The following is a 21,413-nucleotide window of genomic DNA, read 5'->3' on the forward strand; positions in this document are numbered from 1 at the left end:
TTACTTGAGAAGCTGGTCGATCTTGGAGGACGTGAAATCGGCGTGCAGCTGCTGCTCGTCCTTGTTGTGGGAGGAGAGGGAGTAGTTCAGGCCGTTGGAGATGTTCGCGCAGGCGGCGACGAGGGTCTTGAGCTGGCTCTCCCAGCGGGTGTTGACCTTCAGCAGGGCGGCGCCGCTCGCGAAGTTCTCGCGCGTGAGCGCGGCGGCCGCCTCGGCGGTGGCGGTGGCGGCGTGCTTGCCGTCGGTCGAGAGCCGGGTGTGGAGCTTGTAGGCCTCGGAGCCGATCTCACCGATGTGGTCCTGGTTGAGCTCGAGATCGCCGTTGCCGCCACCACCGGGACCGGGCTCCGTCGGGACGTGGTTGAGCCGCATGGACACATTGGCTGCGGCGGTGGTCCGGGCCGCGGACCATTCCTCGTCGAACGACATGGGTGCCCTACTCCTTCTGCCTCAGGTGCACTGCGCTACGGGGCCCTGCGTGGTCGGTGGTGGTGCCGGCCGGGTCAGCTGTTCCTGCGCCGGACGACGACCGCGGTGACGGCGCCCCCGATGATCACGCAGGCCCCGAGCCCGAGCGCGAGCCAGGGCAGCATGCTGCCGCCGTCCTTCTTCGCCTCGGCCTGGGGGGCGGGCGCGGGGGTGGAGGCTCCGGCCGACGGGGGCGTCTTGCCGTCTGCGGAGGGGGCGGGCGAGTTCTTCGCCCCTGAGCCGCCACCGGCTGCGGCGAGGTCGGGGAGGGGGTAGACGTCGGCCGGGCCGGGGTCGCCGGGGGTGACCACGGCGATGCGGGGACGAACCGCGCCGTAGCCGACGAAGTCACTGCGCTCGGCGCCGCCTACGGGTTTGCCCGCCGTGTTCATCATGACCCGGAGCACCTGATTGTTGGTCCACTCGGGATGGATCGACCAGATCAATGCCGCTGAGGCCGAGGCGAGAGCAGTTGCATCACTGGTGCCGTGGCTCGTGCACAGTCCGGTCTTGCCACCACAGGCTGAGACGATATCCATCCCGGGCGCGGACAGATCTACCTGGGCGCCGTGCTGCGACTCTGTCGTCGCCTTGCCGTCCTTATCAACAGCGCCGACGCCGACCACACCAGGCGTCCCGGCGGGGTAGAGGACATCGTTCGCTGCGTCTCCACGATTACCCACGCCCGCAAAGATCAGTTTCCCTTTCGAAAGGGCGTACTTGACTGCGTCAAGGCGGTCTGGATCGTCTGCACCCGAAGCCAAGGAGATATTGATGATCTTCGCTTCCGAGTCCGCTGCGTACCTAATCGCCGCAGTCCAGGCCGCGTTCTTGACGTCAACGCCCTCCGGAACACGGATCGGAAGGATCTTGGCCCCCGGTGCAAGCCCGAACGCCCCGTCACCACTGGGATGCTTACCAGTCGCGGCGATTAGCGCGGCCATGCTAGTGCCGTGGTGATTCGAGTCCGTTCGCTCATCTCCGCTGTAAGTGGTGGCGAAGTCCTTTCCTGGAACTACCTGCCCTTCCAGCTCAGGAATGGGTGCCACACCACCGTCGATGACAGCCACGGTGACGCCCATACCTGTGCTGGTCTTCCAAATGTCCTCGGCCTTCATAGACGTGAGATGCCACTGCTGCGACCGAATGGTCTCCGCATGTGCCGGGGTCGCGGCGACCCCGGCCAGCAGGAAACCCGCCAAAGCCGCGGTCGCCCTACGCATACGCATCCCGTGCAACGTCCGCTCCACTCAGTCGATCACCGGCGGAACGACACTAAGGTCGCCCTGCCACGTCTCTTCGTCTTCGGCCAGGTAGTCGGGGCGTTCGCCGCTCTGGTCCGCACCTCGCCGGCCCGGGGCATTGCCACCCGCCCCTCCGTGAGCCATGGGGCGACCAGCCGCGCTGGTACCCGATCCATCACGAACCAGCCCCGCCCCACCTTGAGTGAACGGCTGACCACCCGCGACCGAGCGACCGCCCGGAGCCGGCTGACGCCCGCCAACGACACCGCCCGGTTCCATCGCGAGGCGACGACCGGCCATGGAACCGCCGACACCGCCGTGCGCGCCACCGCCTCCAGCGCCCATACCACCGCCCATACCGCGGCCGGTCGCCTGGGCACCTTCAGCCCCGATGACCGTGCCCCGGGGAATGCTCGCATTCGGTCCAGCCGACGTCACGGGCCGGCCGCCCAAGATCCCGCTGTCGCGCGGGGGCAGCCCTGCGAGGGGCCCCGGACCTCCGGCCTTCCCCCCGATCCCGCCGGGACCGCTGGTACCAGGGACCGTGGGTACGAAATTGCCGGGGCCGAGACCGCCACCCGGCTTCGACAGGCCGCCGACGGGCGGAATCGTCGTAGGCGGAACGAAACTGCCAGGGCCGATGCCCGGAGTGCCGCCACTCGGTCCCACCGGATTTACGCTTCCGGGCAGACCCGTGGTCGGGGGCAGAGTCCTGTCCGGCAGGGTGGCGACGTTATCGAGGCCTACGCCGACTTCGCGGTCCGGGAGGAGCGAAACGGGGCCCGGCGTCGAGCCGGTCGGCGGGTGCGCCGTACCGACCGGCGACGGATGGGGTCCAGACGCGGAGCCGGATTCGTACGAAGAGCCACTGGGAGCCGGCGCCACGGATGCGTGCGAACCGCCCGATCCGGCACTTCCCGCGCTGCCGCCAGGCCGTGCGAGGTCCCCACCGCCAGCGATGGGCGGTGGAACGAACGGCTCAGGTAGCTTCGGGAAAGTCGGAATCTCCGCCATTTCCATGCCGGTAGCCGAAGCCTCGTACCCCTGCGCAAGCTTCGCCATCTGCTGGACAGCCAGCTCGTGGTCACCAACCAGCTTCGAGTTCGCCTGCTGCCCGATCTCCCGTGAGTCCGGGTCGTTGTGGAATTTGCGGGCCGCTTCCAGGTTGGCGGCCGCCCCGGTGTCGTACGAAGGCATGTTGGCCTTGACTTCGACCACCACCTGGCTGGCGTGGGTCATCTGCTTGCCGCCCGCGGCGCTGAACTCGCTCAGGCGCAGCGTGGCGTTGCCCGTCTGGTTGACCCACTCCTGGAAGGCGGTGGCCGACTCGCCCTCCCAGCCCGTCACCCGGTGGTCCTTGAGGCTTTCGCCGATCTCCTTGATTGCTGCTGCGGCATCCGTCAGTTGTGTACCACGCGTTTTGAGGGTGTCAGCATTGGCCGAGGCGAGCATGGCCAGCAGCTCCTGGTGCGTGTGCGCCTCAAAGTTGGTCGCCATCAGAGGCCCTCCACCTGCGTATCGGCCGGACCGGATCCCTGCGAAGCCGAACTGTGCGGGGGCGGCGGAGCCATCGGGTCCCGTTCGGGAACGTAGTGCACCTCGGCCTGCTTACTGATCGCCAGCATGCGCCGTTGGGTCTCCTCGTCCACGCCCCCGAACCCCTTGCCCGCCGTCTGGATCGCGATCCCCAGCGCCTCGATCTGGTCGGCGAGCCCCTTCGAGAGGGCCAGGAGCTGCGTGTGGGTGTTCGTGTACGCGGTGAACAGGCGCTTGGCCTCGGCGAAGCCCTCGCCCACCGACGCCGTCGGGAGCGTGCCGTCCGCCAGCTCCTTGTCGCTCGCCGGGGATTCGTTGAGCTTCGCGAGCAGCCCGTCGACGCGCTTCTTGTACGCGGTCATCGACTCGTACTCGACGGCCATCGCACCCACGGCCCCCGGCAGGGCCACGCCCACGCCGTAGTCCACGCCGAGCACACCCGGTCCGTAGTCAATTGCCATAACGACCTCCCCGCTCCCCGTCCCCGTTCACACCCCGTTCGCACCCGTTCGCACGCGTACGTCGCCGGTGTCCCCGGTCACCTTATCGAGAGAGTCCGACAGACCCAAGTTCCGGGTTGCAGGTGCAATCAGGGTCACAAGGTCATGAGTTGGGCACCGCGACCGCCGCCGATGGCCGGATCGGGAGCCTGTTCACCGGGCGGCCCGTGGCCGCGCGGACGGCCGAGGCCACTGCCGCCGGGGAGGTGACCACCGGGACCGCGCTGGCCGGTTTCGCCCCGAAGGGGGCCACCACGTCGCGCTCCTCGACGAGTTTGACGATGCGGACCGTCGGGGCGTCCAGCGAGGTGGGCAGGGCGTAGCCCGTCAGGTCGGGGTGGCGGATCAGGCCCGACGCCGTGCGGAGGTTCTCCGTCAGGGAGGCGCCGACGCCCTGGATGACGCCCGCCTCGATACGGGCTTCCAGCTGCCGGGGGTTGAGGATGCGGCCGACGTCCTGCGCGACCGCGAGCTCCACCACCCGTACCGAGCCCAGCTCGATGTCCACGTCCACCACCGCGCGGATCGCGCAGAAGGCGAGGCCGACGAAGGCGTCGCCCTGGCCGTCCGCGTCCAGCGGCTCCGTCGGGTGGGGGCGGCACTGGGCCGTCGCCCAGAGCTCCTTGCCCTCCATCGCCTCCGCGACGGTCGTCGAGAACGCCCCGTCGTACGACGTGATTCGGCCATCCGAGATCTGCAGGAGCTCCGTGGACATGCCGAGTTTGTGGGCCATCGGCTGGAGGAGCTGGGTCCGGACCATCTTCGCGGCCCGTTCCACCGCGCCGCCCGACACCCACGTGTGGCGCCCGTGCGCCGCCGCGCCCGCCGGCGGCTGGTCGGTGTCGACCGGGGCCACGACCACCTCGTCCACGCCCAGGACCTCCTGGACGATCTGGCGGGCGAGCGTGGAGAAGCCCTGGCCGGTGTCGACCGCCGCGCAGATGACCGTCGCGGAACCGCCGACGATCTTCACCGTGGCCGTGGAGACCTCGTCCGTGCCTTCCGCGCCGAGCATGTGCACCATGCCGACGCCGTACCCGACCCCGCGCCGCACCGCGCCCGGTTCACCCGCGCCCTCCAGGCCGCCCGGGAGCAGCCACTCCTCCTCCGGGGTGTCCTTGGGGAGGGCGGGCAGCGGGTAGTCCCGTACGGAGCGCAGGAGTTCGGCGACCGGGGCGGGGCAGGTCACCGTCTGGCCCGTGGGCAGGAGGTCGCCGGTGGCGAGGACGTTGCGCAGGCGCAGCTCGGCCCCGTCGAGGCCGAGGGCGGCGGCGAGCTTGTCCATCTGGCCCTCGTAGGCCGCGCAGACCTGCAGGGCGCCTTCGCCGCGTACGTGGCCCGACGGCGGGTTGTTCGTACGGACCGCCCAGCCTTCGACGAAGGCGTGCGGGACCACGTACGGGCCGCAGGCGAAGGCCACCGCCGCGGCGAGGGATTGCGAGGAGTCGTCGGCGTAGGCGCCGGCGTCCATCAGGATCTGGGCCTCGACCTTGACCAGGCGGCCCTCCGCGTCCGCGTGGTGGCGGTAGCGCAGCAGGGTCGGGTGGCGGTGGGTGTGGCCGAGGAAGGACTCCTCCCGGGTGGCCACGAGTTTGACGGGGCAGCCGGTACGGAGCGCCAGGAGGCCGAGCGGGAGCTGGAACGCCGCGTCCTCGCGGTCGGCGGTGGCTCCCGGAACGCCGGTGACGACCACGCGCACCCGGTCCGGGTCGAGCCCGAAGCAGGCGGCGGCGAGGTCGCGGTCGGTGTGCGGGTCGGTGGAGGCGGTGTAGATCTCCACGCCGCCGTCGGGGCGGGGCACGGCCAGCCCGGCTTCGGCGCCGATGGGAGCCGGGTCCTGGCGGCCGATGCGGTAGAGGCCCTCCACGACGATCTCGCCGGTGGCCTCCGGGTCGCCGTAGCGCAGCGGGATGTGCCGGATCAGGTTGCCGTCGGGGTGCAGGGCGGGTGCGCCGAAGGCCTGCTCGGGGTCGGTGACCGGGTCGAGGAGCTCGTACTCGACCATGATCGCGGCGGCCGCGAGGCGCGCGGTGTCGGGGTGGTCGGCGGCGACGGCGGCGATGGGCTCGCCGTGGTGGCGGACCACGTCGTGCGCGAACACCGGCCGGTCCGCGACGCGGCGGCCGTGCGTGGTGGCGCCGGGGATGTCGGCGTGGGTGACGACGGCGCGCACGCCGGGCATGTCCACGGCGGCGGAGGTGTCGATGGAGACGATGCGGGCGTGGGCGTGCGGGGAGCGCAGCACGGCGGCCCAGAGGAGGCCCTCGGCCCACAGGTCGGCGGCGTAGGGGAAGGTCCCCTCGGTCTTGGAGCGGGTGTCGGCGGACGGGACGGACGCGCCGATGCCGCGCGGGACGTCCCGCTCCGGCCCCTCGGCCTGGCCCGGCCCGTCGGAGAGTGCCGAGGAGGGGGCGGCGCCCGCCGCGCTGCCCGTCGGTACCGTCGCCGCGTCGTGGGCGCTCACGCCGTGTCTCCCTGGTCGTTGCCGTCGGTGCCCTGACGGCCCGGGCTGTCGCCCTGGCCTCCGTAGCTGCTGTGCCCGCCGTCCTGGAAGCCGTGGCCGCCCAGCGTGCCCTGGCCTCCGTGCGGGCCGTGGACACCGCCCTCGCCGGGCGGGGCCTGGTGCGGGATCCGTGCCTCGGCGGAGGCCGCGGCGGCCGCCTCGGACGCCGCCTCGCGCTCGGCCGAGACCTCGCGCACCGCGTCGATGACCCCCGCGTAGCCCGAGCAGCGGCAGAGGTTGCCGCAGAGTGCCTGTCGCGTCTCCAGCTCGCTGGGGGCGTGGTTGCCTTCCAGCAGGTCGTGGATGGTCATGGCCATGCCGGGCACGCAGAACCCGCACTGCACCGCGCCCGACCTGCACAACGCCTGCTGCACGTCCGACAGTTCCCCGTCGGTCGCCAGGCCTTCCACCGTCCGGACCTCGCTGCCCGCCGCCGTCGCGGCCGGGACCAGGCAGGACGCCACGAGCCGGCCGTCGACCTGCACGGCGCACGCACCGCATTCGCCCTGCGAGCAGCCGTCCTTGGCGCCGGCGAGGCCGAGGCGTTCGCGCAGCACGTAGAGGAGGGACTCGCCGATCCACGCGCCGGTGACGGGCCGGTCGGCGCCGTTGACGCGCAGTACGTAGGAGGCCGGCGGGTGCTCGTGATGGGCCACGGCGCCAGCGTCGGCGTCGGCGTCGGCGGCCGCGTCATCGGCGGTGGCGCCCCGCCCGCCGGGCTGGTCGGCGCTCACTTCTCCGTACGCCGCCTCCCCGGCCGGGATCCCTTCGCCCGGTTCCGCCGAGGCCGCCGCCACGGCACTGTCGGCGGTGCCCTCACCCGGCACGGGCACGTCCCCGGCTCCGCCGGAGGTCCGCACGCCGTCGCCCGGCGCCGTCCGCCCCGCGTCGGGCTCCAGCGCCCGCTCGGGCTCCCGGTCCCGCTCGGGCTCCCGCGCCCGCTCAGGCTCCTCCGCCTCCGCGTGCGCCTGCTCGGGCTCCGTCGCACCCGGGTGCGGCCGCTCCCCCGTCGTCGGGGTCCGGGCCGGCCCGTGGGCGGCCTCGATGTCCTGCGGAGCCGGGTAGGCCGGCTCGCCCTCGGGCTCGGCGTACTCCCCCGGGAGCGGTGTGCCGACACCCGGGCCGCCCAGCACCCGGGGCCCGCGCCCCGGCATCGTGCCGAAGGCACCGCCGAAGGAGCCCGCCGCTCCGGTCCCGCTTCCGGGAGCGTCCGGAAGCACTCCGGACGCCGACCCCGGACCCGCTTCGAAGCCCGGGCCGGAGTCCGTACCGAAGTCCGTGCCGGAGCCCGGGCCGGAGTCCGTACCGAAGTCCGTGCCGGAGCCCGGGCCGGCGTCCCTGCCCGTGGCCGGTCCCGCCTGCTGCGCCGCGCGATCGCGCCCGGCCTCGAAGTCCGGGTGGCTCGCCCACGGGGCCGCGGCCCCGCCCGGCAGCGTGGCGGGGGCCCGGCTCCAGTCGGCGGACGCCGCGAGCTGTCCGAAGCTGCCCGTGTCACCCGTGCCGCCCGAAACCCACACGTCGGACGCGGCGGCCTCGGGGAAGCGCCACTCGGCGGTCTCGCCCGACTCGCCCGCGCGCCCGTCCCCGTCCGCGGCGGGCTCGGCGTACGACTCGGTGAGCTGCTCCGCGTACGGCTCGGCGGGGTACGGCTCCCCGTACGGTTCCGCGAACGCCGCCGCCACCGACGCCGGCATCGGCACCGAAGCGGGGATCGGCGCCCGCGCCCCGGCCTGGGATCCGCCGCCCGCGGTCGCGCCCGTGTCCGCCGTACCGGCCTCCGGCCACTGCACCGGGATCGACCACGTCCCCGTGGCCGCCGGATCCGTGCTCACCGTGCCCAGCGGCACGATCATCGGCGGCGGCACGTACCCGTGGCCCGGCGCCGCGAGCGGCTCGCCGGTGCCGAGCGCGTCCAGCATGTCCTGCGGCAGCTTCACGAAAGCCGTCGCCTCGGAGTCGTACTCGCCGCCGTGCGGCACCGGCTCCCAGCCCCAGGCGGGACCCGCGGGCCCCGTGTTCTCGTTCTCACTCATGAGCTCAGCGCCCTCCCCAGGGCCCTCCGTGCCAGCACGGCCACCGTCCGCCGCAAATGCAGTACTGCGGGAGCCACCGGCTCCCCCTGGTCGGGCACGCAGGCGGCCGCGACGTACTCGCCGAAGGCCTCCAGCGCCTCGGGGGCCAGACTGCGGTCCCCGTCCCAGTCGATCAACGAAGCCACCCACTGCTCGGCTTCCAGCGGTCGCAGCGGCATCGGGGCGACCGCGCCGATCGCGCAGCGCACGCCCCGGCGCGCGGGATCGAGCACGAGCCCGACGGACGCCACCGCGCGCCCGGGCCCCGTACGCCCCGTGGCCTTGAGGAACACCTGCGGCGCGTGCAGCAACGGCACCCGCACGAAGCCGATCAGCTCTCCGGGGCGGAGCATGTCCCGCCCGGCCAGCAGGTGGGAGACGGGGATCTCGCGGCGCGCTCCGCCCGGTCCGACGATGACGAGCACGGCTTCCAGCGCGGCGAGCACGGGCAACGCGTCGCCCGTGGGCGCGCCGGTGGCGATGTTGCCGCCCAGCGTGCCGGCGTTGCGGATCTGCGGCGGCCCGGCGGCGCGCGCGGCGGCCGCCAGGGCCGGGATCAGGGCGGCGAAGTCCGGCCGTCCCATCCGGGCGTGCGTGAGGCCGGCTCCGAGCAGCGCGTGGCCGTCCTGGTACTGCCAGCCGCGGATCTCGTTGATCCGGCCGAGGCCCACGAGGGCGGCGGGGCGCAGCAGTCCGGCGTTGACGGCCGCCATGAGGTCGGTGCCGCCCGCGACGGGGACGGCGGCGGGCATGGCGGCGAGCGCCGCCACGGCCTCGTCGAGCGAGGTCGGCAGCGTCACGGACTGCGTCGCGGACTGCGCCGCGGCGCGCGTCGCGGGCTGCGCCGCGTTCCCCGCCTGCGGGTCGCCGCCGGGACCCTGAGAATCCCGTGCCTGCGGTGTGTGCGGTGCGTGCGTGGTCAACCCAGCTGCCCCTTCCCGATGTCCCGGTACCGGCCCTCGCGCCTGTCCGCCGTACGGTACGTGCTCACCGCCGGGACGTGGCAACTCTGGCACATCTTCCGGAGCACCGGACGCGAGGGTCGGCCGCCCGCGCCCTCACCGCCCGGGCGGTGTCACCGCGACGTCCGCGACGCCGCTCCGCGGCCCGCGGACCCCGGTCCCGGTCCCGTCCGCGGGGGCCCGTCGTCACACGTTCGGGGGCGCTCCCTCGATCGGGCGTCCGAGCACTCCGGGGCGGAGCTGCCGGGGCAACGGGCCGCCGGGCGCCCGGTAGTCGACCCCGAGCGCGTCCAGGCGGCGGTAGTGCGTCCCCATACGCCCCTCGAAGTCCGCATAGTCCCGCTCCGCCGGATCCGGCAGCGGCGACCAGACCACCTCGGCGAAGGCCGCGAGCCGCGGGAACACCTGGTAGTCGACCCGGCTCTGGTTCTCCATCACCTCGGTCCACACGTTGGCCTGCGCCCCCAGCACGTGGGCCGCGGCTTCGTCCGACAGCTTCGGCGGAACCGGCTCGAACCGGTACACATCCTCCAAGGTGCGGACGTACCCGATCGGCATCGGCTCGTCCTCGCCGCCCGCCTGACGGTGGTCCAGGTACACCTGCTGCTCGGGGCACATCACCACGTCGTGGCCGGCCTCGGCGGCGGCGATTCCGCCCGCGTACCCGCGCCAGGAGGACACGGCCGCCCCGGGGGCCAGCCCGCCCTCGAGGATCTCGTCCCATCCGATGAGCCGCCGGCCGCGCTGCGCGAGCCATCCGTCGAAGTGCCGGACGAACCAGGACTGCAGCCCGTCCTCCCCGTCCACCCCCAGCTCGCGGATCCGCTCCTGTGCGGCCGCGGAGGCCTTCCACTGCGCCTTGGGGCATTCGTCGCCGCCGATGTGCACGAACGGCGAGACCTCGGCGGGGAACAGCTCGAGCAGCTCCTCGAAGACGCCTTCGTAGAAGCGCAGTACGGCCTCGGTGGGCGCGAGCACGTTCTCGTTGACGCCCCAGTCGTCCCACACCTCCAGGGCGGCCGTGTCCACCACGTCCGTGTTGCCCAGCTCCGGGTACGCGGCGATCGCGGCCTGCGAGTGGCCCGGTACGTCGATCTCGGGGACCACCCGTACGTGCCGCTCTGCGGCGTACGCGACGATCTCGCGGATGTCGTCCCGGGTGTAGAAGCCGCCGTGCGGGGTCTCGTTCCACAGCGGCGAGGCCCGGTGGCCCCACCGGCTGCGGGCCCGCCAGGCCCCGGTCCCGGTGAGCTTCGGGTAGCGCTCGATCTCGATGCGCCAGCCCTGGTCGTCCGTCAGGTGCAGGTGCAGCACGTTGAGCTTGTGGGCGGCGAGCAGGTCGATGTAGCGCAGCACGCCGTCCTTGGGCATGAAGTGCCGGGCGACGTCGAGCATCAGGCCGCGCCAGCCGAAGCGGGGGCCGTCCTGGACACCTCCCACCGGCACCCGCCAGACGTGGCCCGGCGCGACGGGTGCGCGCCGGAAGGCCTCCGGGCCGAGCAGCTGACGCAGCGTCTGCGCGGCGTAGAAGAGGCCCGCCGGGTCGGCGCCCTCGAGCAGCACCCACGCCCGCGTGACGTGCAGCTCGTACGACTCCGCGCCCGCGCTCAGCGCCAGGTCGGGGCGGATCGCCAGCCGGATCACCGTGCGCCCCCCGTCCGCCTGCCCGGCCACCGCCCCGGGCAGTTCCCAGCCGGTGGCCGCGCCGAGCTCCCGGCGCAGCCAGCGGGCGGCGCCTTCGGCGCCGGGGCCGACGGCGAGCAGTGGATCGTCCAGCACGCACGCGCCGGCGCCGCGGGGGAACCGCGCGTACCGCGGCTCCGGAATCAACTCGGGCATGGCCTCGACCCCTCCAGCGTCCAGCCGTTGCACGATGTGCAACGCACGTTTCACGTGGTGCTTTCGCGGGCGACCCTAGCCCGCCCCGGGGGCACGCAAAAGGCCCCCGGCCGCGCACGGGCGCGACCGGGGACCTCCGTCCCGCGTGGCCTGCGGGGAGCGGGCCGGACCTACTGGTCCTTGCCGCCCTTGTCCTTGTCCCCGCCGGGGCCCATGGACTCGTAGATCTCCTTGCACATGGGGCAGACCGGGTACTTCTTCGGGTCCCGGCCCGGAACCCAGACCTTGCCGCAGAGCGCGACGACGGGGGTGCCCCCGAGCGCGCTCTCCATGATCTTGTCCTTCTGGACGTAGTGGGCGAAGCGCTCGTGGTCGCCGTCACCGTGGGACACCTGGGGTGTCGGCTCTACGAGGGTTCCCGTACCAGTCCCGCGATCGGGCTCAAGAGTGCTCATAACTGCCAGGGTACCGACCCCCGCGCGCGAGGGACGGGCAGCGGGTCGGCCGCGGGTCAGTTCAGCGACGGGTCGTCCGGATACGTGGCCACCATGGCCAAGTCGCTGCGCTGGCGCCGCAGCACCGCGCGCCACAGCCGCTCCGGATCCGGGAAGGACACGTCCCCCGGCTCGGAATCGACCACGTACCAGGCGCCCTCGCCGAGTTCGGCCTCCAGCTGCCCGGGCCCCCAGCCCGAGTACCCGGCGAAGATGCGCAGGCCCCCCAGCGCCGCCGCCAGCAGTTCGGGCGGGGCCTCCAGGTCCACCAGGCCGATCGCCCCGTGCACCCGGCGCCAGCCGAGCGGCCCCTCCTCGCCCGGGATGACCGCCAGCCCCAGCGCGGAGTCCAGAGCCACCGGGCCGCCCTGGAAGACCACTCCGGGGGCGCCGGCCAGCGGGGCCCAGGGCAGCAGGACGTCGCCGACACCCACCGGGGTGGGCCGGTTGAGGACGACGCCGAGCGAGCCCTGCTCGTCGTGGTCGAGCAGCAGCACGACCGCGCGGTCGAAATTCGGGTCCGCGAGGGCGGGGGTGGCCACGAGCAGCCGCCCTGTGAGGGAGGACACCTCGGTCATGCCGCCATGATCCCCCACATTCGCCCGGGAGGGGGAGCCGACGGCGCATCCGGAGCGAACGCAGCTCAGGGCGCACGGCGACGACGGGCGGGGCGCACGGTCCGGCGGGCCGCGGCGGCCGCGGAAGGAGACGCTCCGCCACCTGGCGGACACCCAGGGTGTTGTGGCGAATTCATGACAGTCCTACGGCCCCGTCAGCCACACGAGCAGGGGGGTGCTGCCCCTTACCCTTTTCACTGGCCCCCCGCCCATCCCTCTCCGGAACGCGAGATTCATGACCGGCATCAGTGACGATGTACTGCTTGTCCACGGCGGAACCCCGCTCGAGGGCGAGATCCGTGTCCGCGGCGCGAAGAACCTCGTACCCAAGGCCATGGTGGCGGCGCTGCTCGGCAGCGGGCCCAGCCGACTGCGCAACGTTCCGGACATCCGTGACGTCCGCGTCGTCCGCGGGCTGCTCCAGCTGCACGGGGTGACCGTCCGCCCGGGTGAGGAACCGGGCGAGCTGGTGCTCGACCCCACGCACGTGGAGAGCGCGAACGTCGCCGACATCGACGCGCACGCGGGCTCCTCGCGCATCCCGATCCTGTTCTGCGGCCCCCTGCTGCACCGCCTCGGCCACGCGTTCATCCCGGGCCTGGGCGGCTGCGACATCGGCGGCCGGCCGATCGACTTCCACTTCGACGTGCTGCGCCAGTTCGGCGCGACCATCGAGAAGCGCGAGGGCGGCCAGTACCTGGAGGCCCCCCAGCGCCTGCGCGGCTGCAAGATCCGTCTGCCCTACCCGTCGGTCGGCTCGACCGAGCAGGTGCTGCTGACGGCCGTCCTGGCCGAGGGCGTCACGGAGCTCAGCAACGCCGCCGTCGAGCCGGAGATCGAGGACCTCATCTGCGTCCTGCAGAAGATGGGCGCCATCATCTCCCTCGACACCGACCGGACCATCCGGATCACCGGCGTCGACCGCCTGGGCGGCTACAACCACAAGGCGCTCCCGGACCGCCTGGAGGCCGCCTCCTGGGCGTCCGCGGCGCTGGCCACCGGCGGCAACATCTACGTGCGCGGCGCCCAGCAGCGTTCGATGATGACCTTCCTGAACACCTTCCGCCGGGTCGGCGGCGCCTTCGAGATCGACGACGACGGCATCCGCTTCTGGCACCCGGGCGGCCCGCTCAACGCCATCGCGCTGGAGACGGACGTCCACCCCGGCTTCCAGACCGACTGGCAGCAGCCGCTGGTCGTGGCGCTGACGCAGGCGGCCGGCCTCTCGATCGTCCACGAGACGGTCTACGAGTCCCGCCTCGGCTTCACCTCGGCGCTCAACCAGATGGGCGCGCACATCCAGCTCTACCGGGAGTGCCTGGGCGGCAGCGCCTGCCGCTTCGGCCAGCGCAACTTCCTGCACTCGGCGGTCGTCTCCGGGCCCACCAAGCTCCAGGGCGCCGATCTGGTCATCCCCGACCTGCGCGGCGGCTTCTCGTACCTGATCGCGGCGCTCGCCGCCGAGGGCACCTCGCGGGTCCACGGCATCGACCTGATCAACCGCGGCTACGAGAACTTCATGGACAAGCTCGTGGAACTGGGCGCCAAGGTCGAGCTGCCGGGCGGCGACCTCGTCTAGAAGATCGACACAGACCGCCCCAGAACGCCCCCACGGGCCCCGTACAGGGCCTGTGGGGGCGTTCTGGCTCCCGGAGGCCACCAGGGGGCCGGGGAACGCGGAGAGGCGGCCACCCGGTGCCGGGTGGCCGCCTCTCGCGTACTACGTACTACTGCCGTCCCGGGAGCCTGTACGGCCCCGGCACAAGGACGTACTACTTGCCCTTGGCGGCTTCCTTGAGCTTGGAGCCCGCGGAGACCTTCACGCTGTAGCCGGCCGGGATCTGGATGGGGTCGCCGGTCTGCGGGTTGCGCGCGGTGCGAGCGGCACGGTGGGTGCGCTCGAAGGTCAGGAAGCCGGGGATGGTGACCTTCTCGTCGCCCTTGGCGACGATCTCGCCGACGGTCTCGGCGAGCGCGGCCAGAACGGCGTCGGCGTCCTTGCGGGTCACCTCGGCGCGCTCGGAAAGAGCGGCCACCAGCTCACTGCGGTTCATGTTGTACTCCCGTGTTCAACGTGCCTTAGAGGCGTGAGATCGAAGCCGATGCTGCCAGGGCCCTAGGACAGTCCCCGGACCCGGGTCTGACGTCAGACCCTCTCGCCCGGTTACGCATCCTGCCCCCACCAGCGGCGGGAAAGCCAATCCGGCACCCGCCGGGGTCACACGAAAAGCGCCACAGTCACGCCGCGGTGACGCTCCGTCCGCACCGGAAGGGTCTCCGGCCGATGCGGACCGCGGACCACGCGGGCATCCCCGCAACCCTAGAGGCGGCCCGGCGGGCCCGCATCCCGCGACGCGCCGGGGATCAGACCGACGTGGGGGCCGCCGCGGCGCCCGAGGCGGCCTTGCGGACGGCTCCGGCGACCGCGCCCGCGACCTTGTCGTTGAAGACCGAGGGGATGATGTAGTTCGCGTTGAGCTCGTCCTCGCCGACCACGTCGGCCAGGGCGGTCGCGGCGGCCAGCATCATGTCGGTGTTCACCGTGCGGGACTGGGCGTCCAGCAGGCCGCGGAAGACGCCGGGGAAGACCAGCACGTTGTTGATCTGGTTCGGGAAGTCGGAGCGGCCCGTGGCCACGACGGCGGCGGTCTGGCGGGCGACCGCGGGGTCCACCTCGGGGTCCGGGTTCGCGAGCGCGAACACGATCGCGCCCTCCGCCATGGCGGCCACGTCCTCGCCGTTCAGGACGTTCGGGGCCGAGACGCCGATGAACACGTCGGCGCCGACCACGGCCTCCTTCAGGGTGCCCGTGTAGCCCTCGGGGTTGGTGTTGTCGGCGATCCAGCGCAGCGGGGAGTCCGCGGCCGCGTCGACGAGATCGGGGCGGTCCGCGTGCACGACGCCGTGGATGTCGGCGCTGACCGCGTTCTTGACGCCCGCCGCGAGCAGCAGCTTGAGGATCGCGGTGCCGGCCGCGCCGGCACCCGACATGACCACCTTGACGTCGCCAACTGCCTTGCCCACCACGCGCAGTGCGTTGGTGAGGGCCGCGAGGACGACGATGGCGGTGCCGTGCTGGTCGTCGTGGAAGACGGGGATGTCGAGGGCCTCGCGCAGGCGGGCCTCGATCTCGAAGCAGCGCGGCGCGGAGATGTCCTCCAGGTTGATGCCGGCGAAGCCCGGGGCGATCGCCTTGACGATCGCGACGATCTCGTCGCTGTCCTGGGTGTCCAGGCAGATCGGCCACGCGTCGATGCCCGCGAAGCGCTTGAAGAGGGCCGCCTTGCCCTCCATCACGGGCAGCGCGGCCATCGGGCCGATGTTGCCGAGGCCCAGTACGGCGCTGCCGTCCGTCACGACTGCGACGGAGTTGCGCTTGATGGTCAGACGGCGGGCGTCCTCGGGGTTCTCGGCGATCGCCATGCACACGCGGGCCACGCCCGGGGTGTAGATCATCGAGAGGTCGTCGCGGTTGCGGATGGGGTGCTTGGACGCCATCTCGATCTTGCCGCCGAGGTGCATCAGGAAGGTGCGGTCGGAGACCTTGCCGAGGCTGACGCCCTCGATCCCGCGCAGCTTCTCGACGATCTCGTCCGCGTGCGCCGTGGAGGTCGCGGCGATGGTGACGTCGATACGGAGCTTCTCGTGGCCGGATGCGGTCACGTCGAGGCCGGTGACCGACCCGCCGGAGGACTCCACGGCGGTGGTGAGCTGGGAGACCGCGGTTCCGCTCGCGGGCACTTCCAGGCGGACCGTCATCGAGTACGAGACGCTGGGCGCCGTTGCCATGGCCGTGTTCCTCTTCTGTTCCTGGTTCCTCTGTACACACAGGGTCCCGCCCCGCGGTGGCCGGAAGCCCGGCAGGCGCGGCAGGACCTGTTGTCCGATCGTCCCACCTACCAGCCGGTACAAGGTAACCAGCTACAAATTTCGGAAAGACACTTCCACCATACGAGATTTGACGATCTCACGGAACCCTCTCGGGCCACGCAAAACAGGTCTGCCCCCACCGCTTCCGCGAAGGGGGCAGACCTGCTGCGAACGTCTGTGACACCGACCCGCCATGCTCGCCTCGCGGCAAGTGGTCGCTCTAGGCGACGAAGGTTGGGCCCGGGGGCTTGGATCGAGTCGGTGCCGTAACCCAGGCTAACAAAGGTTCGCCGGAAGCGAGCCCCCTCCCGGCACCTGGTTCCGCGGGACCACGCCCTTGGCCGCCGCCCATCCGGCCGTACGAGGCCCCGGGCGGCCCGGGGCCTGCGGTGGACAGCCCCCGGACCGCGCTCCACGCCGGCCCCCGCTCCGCCCCGGCCGCGGCTCCGCTACGGCCGCAGCAGGGCCGCGACACCCTCCGCGTCCGGGGCGTCGAGCGCCGTGGACACCACCGTGAGCTGCTGCGTCGCACGCGTCAGGGCCACGTAGAGCACCCGCAGGCCCGCCGGGGACTCGTCCGCGATCTCCGCCGGGGAGACGACCACCGTGGCGTCGTACTCCAGGCCCTTCGCCTCCAGGCTGCCCAGCGCGACCGCCCGCTCCCCCAGGTCCGCCAGCCAGTCCGCGGCCTGGGCCCTGCGGTCCATGGCCACGACCACGCCGACCGTGCCGTCGACCTGCTCCAGCAGCCGCCGGGTCTCCTCCCGGACGGTCTCGCCCAGGTCCTCCAGGGCCGCCGCGAACCGGGGCCGAAGCCCCGTGGAGCGCACCGCCGTCGGCGGCTCCGTGCCCGGCGCCGCCAGCTTCAGGACCCGCGACGCGACCTCGGCGACCTCGGCCGGGTTGCGGTAGTTCACGGTGAGGGTGAAACGCCGGCGCGGCCGGGAGCCCAGCGCCTCGTCCCGCGCGGCCGCCGCCTCCTCCGGGTCCGTCCACGAGGACTGCGCCGGGTCGCCGACCACCGTCCAGGTGCCCATCCGGCCCCGGCGGCCGACCATCCGCCACTGCATCGGCGTCAGGTCCTGCGCCTCGTCGACGATGACGTGCGCGTACTCCGTGCGCTCCGCCGCGAGCCGCTCGGCCCGCTCCCACTGGGTCTCCTCGCGGGTCGGCATCAGCTCCTCCAGCCCGCTCAGCTGGTCCAGCGGGCTCTGCTCGCGCTTGCGCTTGGGCCGCGCGAGCGCGCCGAGCAGCTGGTGGAGTTCGTCCAGCAGCGCCACGTCGTGGACCGACAGCGGGCCCTTGCCGTCCGGGCCCACCCGGCGCAGCGAACGCGCCAGCTGGCGGGTCTCGCGCGGGTTCAGGTCCCGGCGCGACCAGCGTCCCAGGCGGCGCTCGTCGGCCATGGAGGCGAGCACCCCGCGCGGGGTCAGCTCGGGCCACCAGGCGTCGAGGAACTCGATGAAGGCGTCCTCCGTCGAGATGTCCTCGTCGAAGGCCGAGCGCAGTTCGGCGGCGAGCTCCGGGTCGCTGTGCCGGCCGGCCCCGCCGGACTTGGAGTACAGGGCGTCCAGCAGGAGCTTGCGGGCGCGCGGGCGCAGCAGGTTCACGGGCGCGGTGCCGGACAGGACGTTCTGCCGGATCCGGTCGAGGTCGCCGGCCTCCAGCTCCTGGCGGCGTCCGAAGGCCACCACGCGCAGCCGGTCCGGGGCGGGGGCGCCGCCCCTGCCACCGAGCTCCAGGGCGCCCCGTACCGCCTTGCGCAGCACCTTCAGCATCCGGGACGAGCCCTTGATCCGGGCCGTGGAGGGATCGTCGTACGTGGTCGCCTCGGCCCCGTCGACGAGGGAGCCGAGCGCCCGGATGGCGACCTGGCCCTCTTCGCCGAGGGAGGGCAGGACGCCCTCGGTGTAGGCGACGAGCAGCGGGGTCGGGGAGACGATGAGGATGCCGCCGGAGTAGCGGCGCCGGTCCTGGTAGAGCAGGTAGGCGGCGCGGTGCAGGGCGACGGCGGTCTTGCCGGTGCCCGGTCCGCCCGCGACCTCGGCGACCGAGGCCGCGGGGGCCCGGATGACGAGGTCCTGCTCGGCCTGGATGGAGGAGACGATGTCCCGCATCGAGTGCGTGCGGGCCCGTCCGAGGGCGGCCATGAGGGCGCCGTCGCCGATGACGGGCAGTTCCCGCCCGTCGAGGAAGGCGGTGACCTCGGGACGCATCAGGTCGTCCTCGACGCCGAGCACCCTGCGGCCCTTGGAGCGGATGACGCGGCGGCGTACGACGCGTCCGGGGTCCTTGGGGGTGGAGCGGTAGAACGGCGCGGCCGCGGGGGCCCGCCAGTCGATGACGAGCGGCGCGTAGTCGGAGTCGAGGACTCCGATGCGGCCGATGTGGAGCGTTTCGGCGATGTCGGCCGTGAGGTCGGCGCGGATCGCGTCGTCGGCGGGGTCGACGGAGGTGAACGCGCCGTCCGGGCCCCGCTCCCCGTCCTTGCCGAGGACCAGGTCGACGCGGCCGAAGAGGAAGTCCTCGAACTCGTTGTTGAGACGGTTGAGATGGATTCCGGCGCGGAAGACCTGTGCGTCCCGCTCGGCGAGCGCGCCGGGCGTGCCGACCTGGCCACGCTTGGCGGCATCGTTCATCAGGAACTCCGCCTCGTGGATCTTCTCCTCAAGGCGTCGGTACACGTGATCGAGATGCGTCTGCTCGACCGCGATCTCCCGATCGCGGACGGAATCCGCCGTGCTGTCGACAGCGGCATTCTGCGCGGCCACCAAGGCCCCTTTCTGACGTGCATGGGCGACCGTCAACCGTACGCGAAGGGGCCCCCGTGCGCACGCCCCGTTCCGGGAAGGCTCGCGGAACAAGACGAAGATCACTCGCGGACGGGGCTAACCGGGGCGCGCTTCGAGCACGCGGCGGCGGTGGCGGGCCACGCGCTCGCGGTTGCCGCACAGCTCGCTGGAGCACCAGCGGCGCCGGTGGCCGCGCGAGGTGTCGAGGTAGACGCGGGCGCATCCGTCGCCCTCGCAGGCCCGCAGCAGCGCGCGGTCGCCGGGGTCGGTGAGCAGTTCCACGGCGTCCCGGGCCACGGCGGCGAGCAGCCCCGCGCATTCGACTCCGCCGCACAACTCCCGCACGAGGTGACCTTCTTGGTCCTGTACGGCACACAGTCCCGGGGGTGGACCGGCGGCCGCCGCGTTGACCCGGGCCAGCGCGGAACCGGGCGGCGCGGCTCCGGCGAGCTCGGCGCGTACGAGGCCGTCGACGTCGGCGCGCAGCGCCCGGAAGGCCGGTACCCAGTCGGCGCCGACCCGCGCGATCGGCGTCCGGTCGGGCACCAGCCCGGCTCCGGCGAGCCACAGGCGCAGCGCGTCGCCGTCCCGGAGCCCCTCAGTCCTCCCGTGGGGTTCGAAGGTGGCCACCAGGTCCAGACAGATCCGTCCGGAGTCGAACCACATGCCCGTCACCGCCTCACTCTCGGGGCGTGCCCCCAGAGTGCCCGTCCGCTCCGCGCAGCACTAGGGGGCGGGCGGCTCGTCGTGCAGGAGCAGCTGGAAGAGGCGGTGGTCCTGCCAGGCCCCGCCGACGTGGAGGTAGCGGGGCGCGAGCCCGTACTGCTCGAAGCCCGCCTTGGCCAGCACCCGTTGCGAGGCGAGGTTCCCGACCCGGGTCCCGGCCTCGATCCGGTGCAGTCCGACCTCGTCGCGGGCGATCCGGCAGACCTCCTCCAGCGCGGCCGTGGCCAGGCCCTTGCCGGTCCATGCCTGATCCATCCAGTAGCCGACGCCGCCGCTGCACAGCGGCCCGAGCGCGATGGAACCGAGGTTGATCGCCCCGATGGGCGTGCCGTCGGCGACGAGGACGTACGGGCGGACCCGTCCGCCGTCCCGCTCCGCGAGGAGTTCCCCGATCCGCGCCCGCTGCCCGGCCTCGGTGTAGAACGCCTCGGTCCTGAGGGGTTCGTAGGGCGCCATGTACGCCCGGTTGCGCACCAGCACCTCGGCGAGCCCGGCGGCGTCCTCCAGGCGAACGGCCCGCATTTCCACACCGTTGATGAACATCCGGGCACATTAACGGACCGCGGGGCCGCGCGGACGGCGTCGTTCGCCCTCAGTCCGCGCAGGGCCCCGCGTCCAGCGACAACCGGTAGCCGCGCTTGACGACCGTCTGGATCAGGTTCGGCGCGCCGAGCGCGACGCGCAGGCGGGCCATCGCCGTTTCCACCGCGTGTTCGTCGCGGCCCGACCCGGGAAGGGCGCGCAGGAGCTCGGAGCGGGCCACGACCCAGCCCGGGCGGCGGGCCAGCGCCCGCAGCAGGGCCATGCCGGCCGGCGGGACCGGTCGGAGCCCCTCGTCGACGAGGACCGCGTGGCCGCGCAGCTCCAGCCGGTGTCCCGCCACCGGGAGCACCCGCGCCCGGCCGGGGAGTTCCTGGCACAGCAGCTGTACGAGGGGTCCGAGCCGGAACCGCTCCGGCTGGACCGTGTCGATCCCCTCGGCCTGCAACGGCAGGGCCGTCACCGGGCCCACGCACGCCGACAGCACCGGGCCGCCGGTCAGCGCCGCGAGCAGCGGTTCGCGCACGCCCCGGTCCGCGGCCCGCGACAGCAGGGACGCCGCCGCCGGCGCGGAGGTGAAGCTCACCGCGTCGACCGCGCCCGCGATCACCGCGTCGAGCAGCCGGTCCAGCGGTCCGAGGTCCTCGGGGGGCATCCACCGGTACACCGGTACGCCGACCACCTCGGCGCCTCCCGCGCGCAGTGCCTCGACGAACCCGGGCAGAGGCTCCCCGTGCAGCTGGAGGGCGATGCGCCGGCCGGCCACCCCGGCGCTCAGCAGCCGGTCCAGTACTTCGGCGAGCGATTCCGAGCCCGGGGACCAGGTCTCCACCAGCCCGGCGGCCCGGATCGCCCCCTTGACCTTCGGCCCGCGCGCCAGCAGTTCGGTCTCGCGCAGCCGCCCGAGCAGTTCCTCGCCGAGTCCCCAGCCGTCCGCGGCCTCGATCCAGCCGCGGAAGCCGATGGCGGTCGTGGCCACCACCACGTCGGGTGCGCAGCCGATCAGTTCCTTCGTCGCGGCGAGCAGTTCGGCGTCGTCGGCGAGCGGGACGATCCGCAGGGCGGGCGCGTGCAGGACGGTGGCCCCGCGGCGGCGCAGCAGGGCGATCAGGTCGTCGGCCCGGCGGGCGGCGGTGACACCGATGGTGAAGCCCGCGAGCGGGCCGGTGGGCGGCGCCGGGTCCGGGTCCGGGTCGGGAGCCGTGTCCGTGTCCGCGGCCGTCCCGGTGGGGGTGTCGTGCATGGTGGCC

17 protein-coding genes are annotated in these 21,413 nt (G+C 73.1%); 1 reads left to right on the top strand and 16 read right to left on the bottom strand.

Annotated features, from left to right (window positions below; all coding sequences use genetic code 11):
* The 10 genes from ABZY44_RS13240 to ABZY44_RS13285 form a co-directional block, all read right to left on the bottom strand.
* Complete coding sequence (locus ABZY44_RS13240) at window positions 1–429, bottom strand: hypothetical protein (protein WP_356653036.1); 429 nt, start codon at window positions 427–429, stop codon at window positions 1–3.
* Window positions 430–503: 74 nt separating this feature from the next.
* The gene (gene mycP / locus ABZY44_RS13245; protein ID WP_356653038.1) at window positions 504–1,586 is read right to left on the bottom strand and encodes a type VII secretion-associated serine protease mycosin; all 1,083 of its coding nucleotides are present in this window, start codon (window positions 1,584–1,586) and stop codon (window positions 504–506) included.
* Window positions 1,587–1,718: 132 nt separating this feature from the next.
* Complete coding sequence (locus ABZY44_RS13250; RefSeq protein ID WP_356653040.1) at window positions 1,719–3,209, bottom strand: hypothetical protein; 1,491 nt, start codon at window positions 3,207–3,209, stop codon at window positions 1,719–1,721.
* Complete coding sequence (locus tag ABZY44_RS13255; protein ID WP_356653042.1) at window positions 3,209–3,709, bottom strand: hypothetical protein; 501 nt, start codon at window positions 3,707–3,709, stop codon at window positions 3,209–3,211. The genes ABZY44_RS13250 and ABZY44_RS13255 overlap by 1 nt, the downstream gene beginning before the upstream one ends.
* A 142-nt stretch (window positions 3,710–3,851) precedes the next feature.
* A complete protein-coding gene (locus tag ABZY44_RS13260) occupies window positions 3,852–6,092 on the bottom strand; it encodes a xanthine dehydrogenase family protein molybdopterin-binding subunit (protein WP_356653125.1) in 2,241 nt (746 codons plus the stop codon).
* A gap of 116 nt (window positions 6,093–6,208) precedes the next feature.
* On the bottom strand, window positions 6,209–8,284 hold the full coding sequence (locus ABZY44_RS13265) for a 2Fe-2S iron-sulfur cluster-binding protein (protein ID WP_356653044.1): 2,076 nt from the start codon (window positions 8,282–8,284) through the stop codon (window positions 6,209–6,211).
* The gene (locus ABZY44_RS13270) at window positions 8,281–9,123 is read right to left on the bottom strand and encodes an FAD binding domain-containing protein (protein WP_356653127.1); all 843 of its coding nucleotides are present in this window, start codon (window positions 9,121–9,123) and stop codon (window positions 8,281–8,283) included. Before ABZY44_RS13270 ends, ABZY44_RS13265 begins: the two co-directional genes overlap by 4 nt.
* Before the next feature lie 348 nt (window positions 9,124–9,471).
* On the bottom strand, window positions 9,472–11,124 hold the full coding sequence (locus ABZY44_RS13275) for a beta-N-acetylhexosaminidase (RefSeq protein ID WP_356653046.1): 1,653 nt from the start codon (window positions 11,122–11,124) through the stop codon (window positions 9,472–9,474).
* A 170-nt stretch (window positions 11,125–11,294) separates the two neighbouring features.
* Window positions 11,295–11,579 carry a DUF3039 domain-containing protein gene (locus ABZY44_RS13280; protein ID WP_328298939.1) on the bottom strand — a complete coding sequence of 95 codons (285 nt, stop codon included), beginning with the start codon at window positions 11,577–11,579 and terminating at the stop codon, window positions 11,295–11,297.
* Between the two features lie 56 nt (window positions 11,580–11,635).
* A complete protein-coding gene (locus tag ABZY44_RS13285; RefSeq protein ID WP_356653048.1) occupies window positions 11,636–12,196 on the bottom strand; it encodes a YqgE/AlgH family protein in 561 nt (186 codons plus the stop codon).
* A 274-nt stretch (window positions 12,197–12,470) separates the two neighbouring features.
* Here ABZY44_RS13285 and murA point away from each other — a divergent pair, with 274 nt between their 5' ends.
* A complete protein-coding gene (murA, locus tag ABZY44_RS13290; protein WP_356653050.1) occupies window positions 12,471–13,814 on the top strand; it encodes a UDP-N-acetylglucosamine 1-carboxyvinyltransferase in 1,344 nt (447 codons plus the stop codon).
* Window positions 13,815–14,007: 193 nt separating this feature from the next.
* Here murA and ABZY44_RS13295 read toward each other — a convergent pair whose 3' ends face one another.
* The 6 genes from ABZY44_RS13295 to ABZY44_RS13320 form a co-directional block, all read right to left on the bottom strand.
* A complete protein-coding gene (locus ABZY44_RS13295) occupies window positions 14,008–14,289 on the bottom strand; it encodes an HU family DNA-binding protein (RefSeq protein WP_007264399.1) in 282 nt (93 codons plus the stop codon).
* Window positions 14,290–14,599: 310 nt separating this feature from the next.
* Window positions 14,600–16,024, bottom strand: coding sequence for an NAD-dependent malic enzyme (locus tag ABZY44_RS13300; RefSeq protein ID WP_356653052.1), 1,425 nt, complete (start codon window positions 16,022–16,024; stop codon window positions 14,600–14,602).
* 530 nt (window positions 16,025–16,554) lie between these two features.
* Entirely contained in the window at window positions 16,555–18,876 is a 2,322-nt protein-coding gene (locus ABZY44_RS13305) for a UvrD-helicase domain-containing protein (RefSeq protein WP_356653054.1), read from the bottom strand.
* 117 nt (window positions 18,877–18,993) lie between these two features.
* Entirely contained in the window at window positions 18,994–19,563 is a 570-nt protein-coding gene (locus tag ABZY44_RS13310; protein ID WP_356653129.1) for an ABATE domain-containing protein, read from the bottom strand.
* A gap of 60 nt (window positions 19,564–19,623) precedes the next feature.
* Entirely contained in the window at window positions 19,624–20,166 is a 543-nt protein-coding gene (locus tag ABZY44_RS13315) for a GNAT family protein (protein WP_356653056.1), read from the bottom strand.
* A gap of 49 nt (window positions 20,167–20,215) precedes the next feature.
* Entirely contained in the window at window positions 20,216–21,406 is a 1,191-nt protein-coding gene (locus tag ABZY44_RS13320; RefSeq protein ID WP_356653058.1) for a uroporphyrinogen-III synthase, read from the bottom strand.
* Between the last annotated feature and the right edge of the window lie 7 nt (window positions 21,407–21,413).

It is taken from the genome of Streptomyces sp. NPDC006544 (genome assembly GCF_040611715.1).
Classification (GTDB): domain Bacteria; phylum Actinomycetota; class Actinomycetes; order Streptomycetales; family Streptomycetaceae; genus Streptomyces.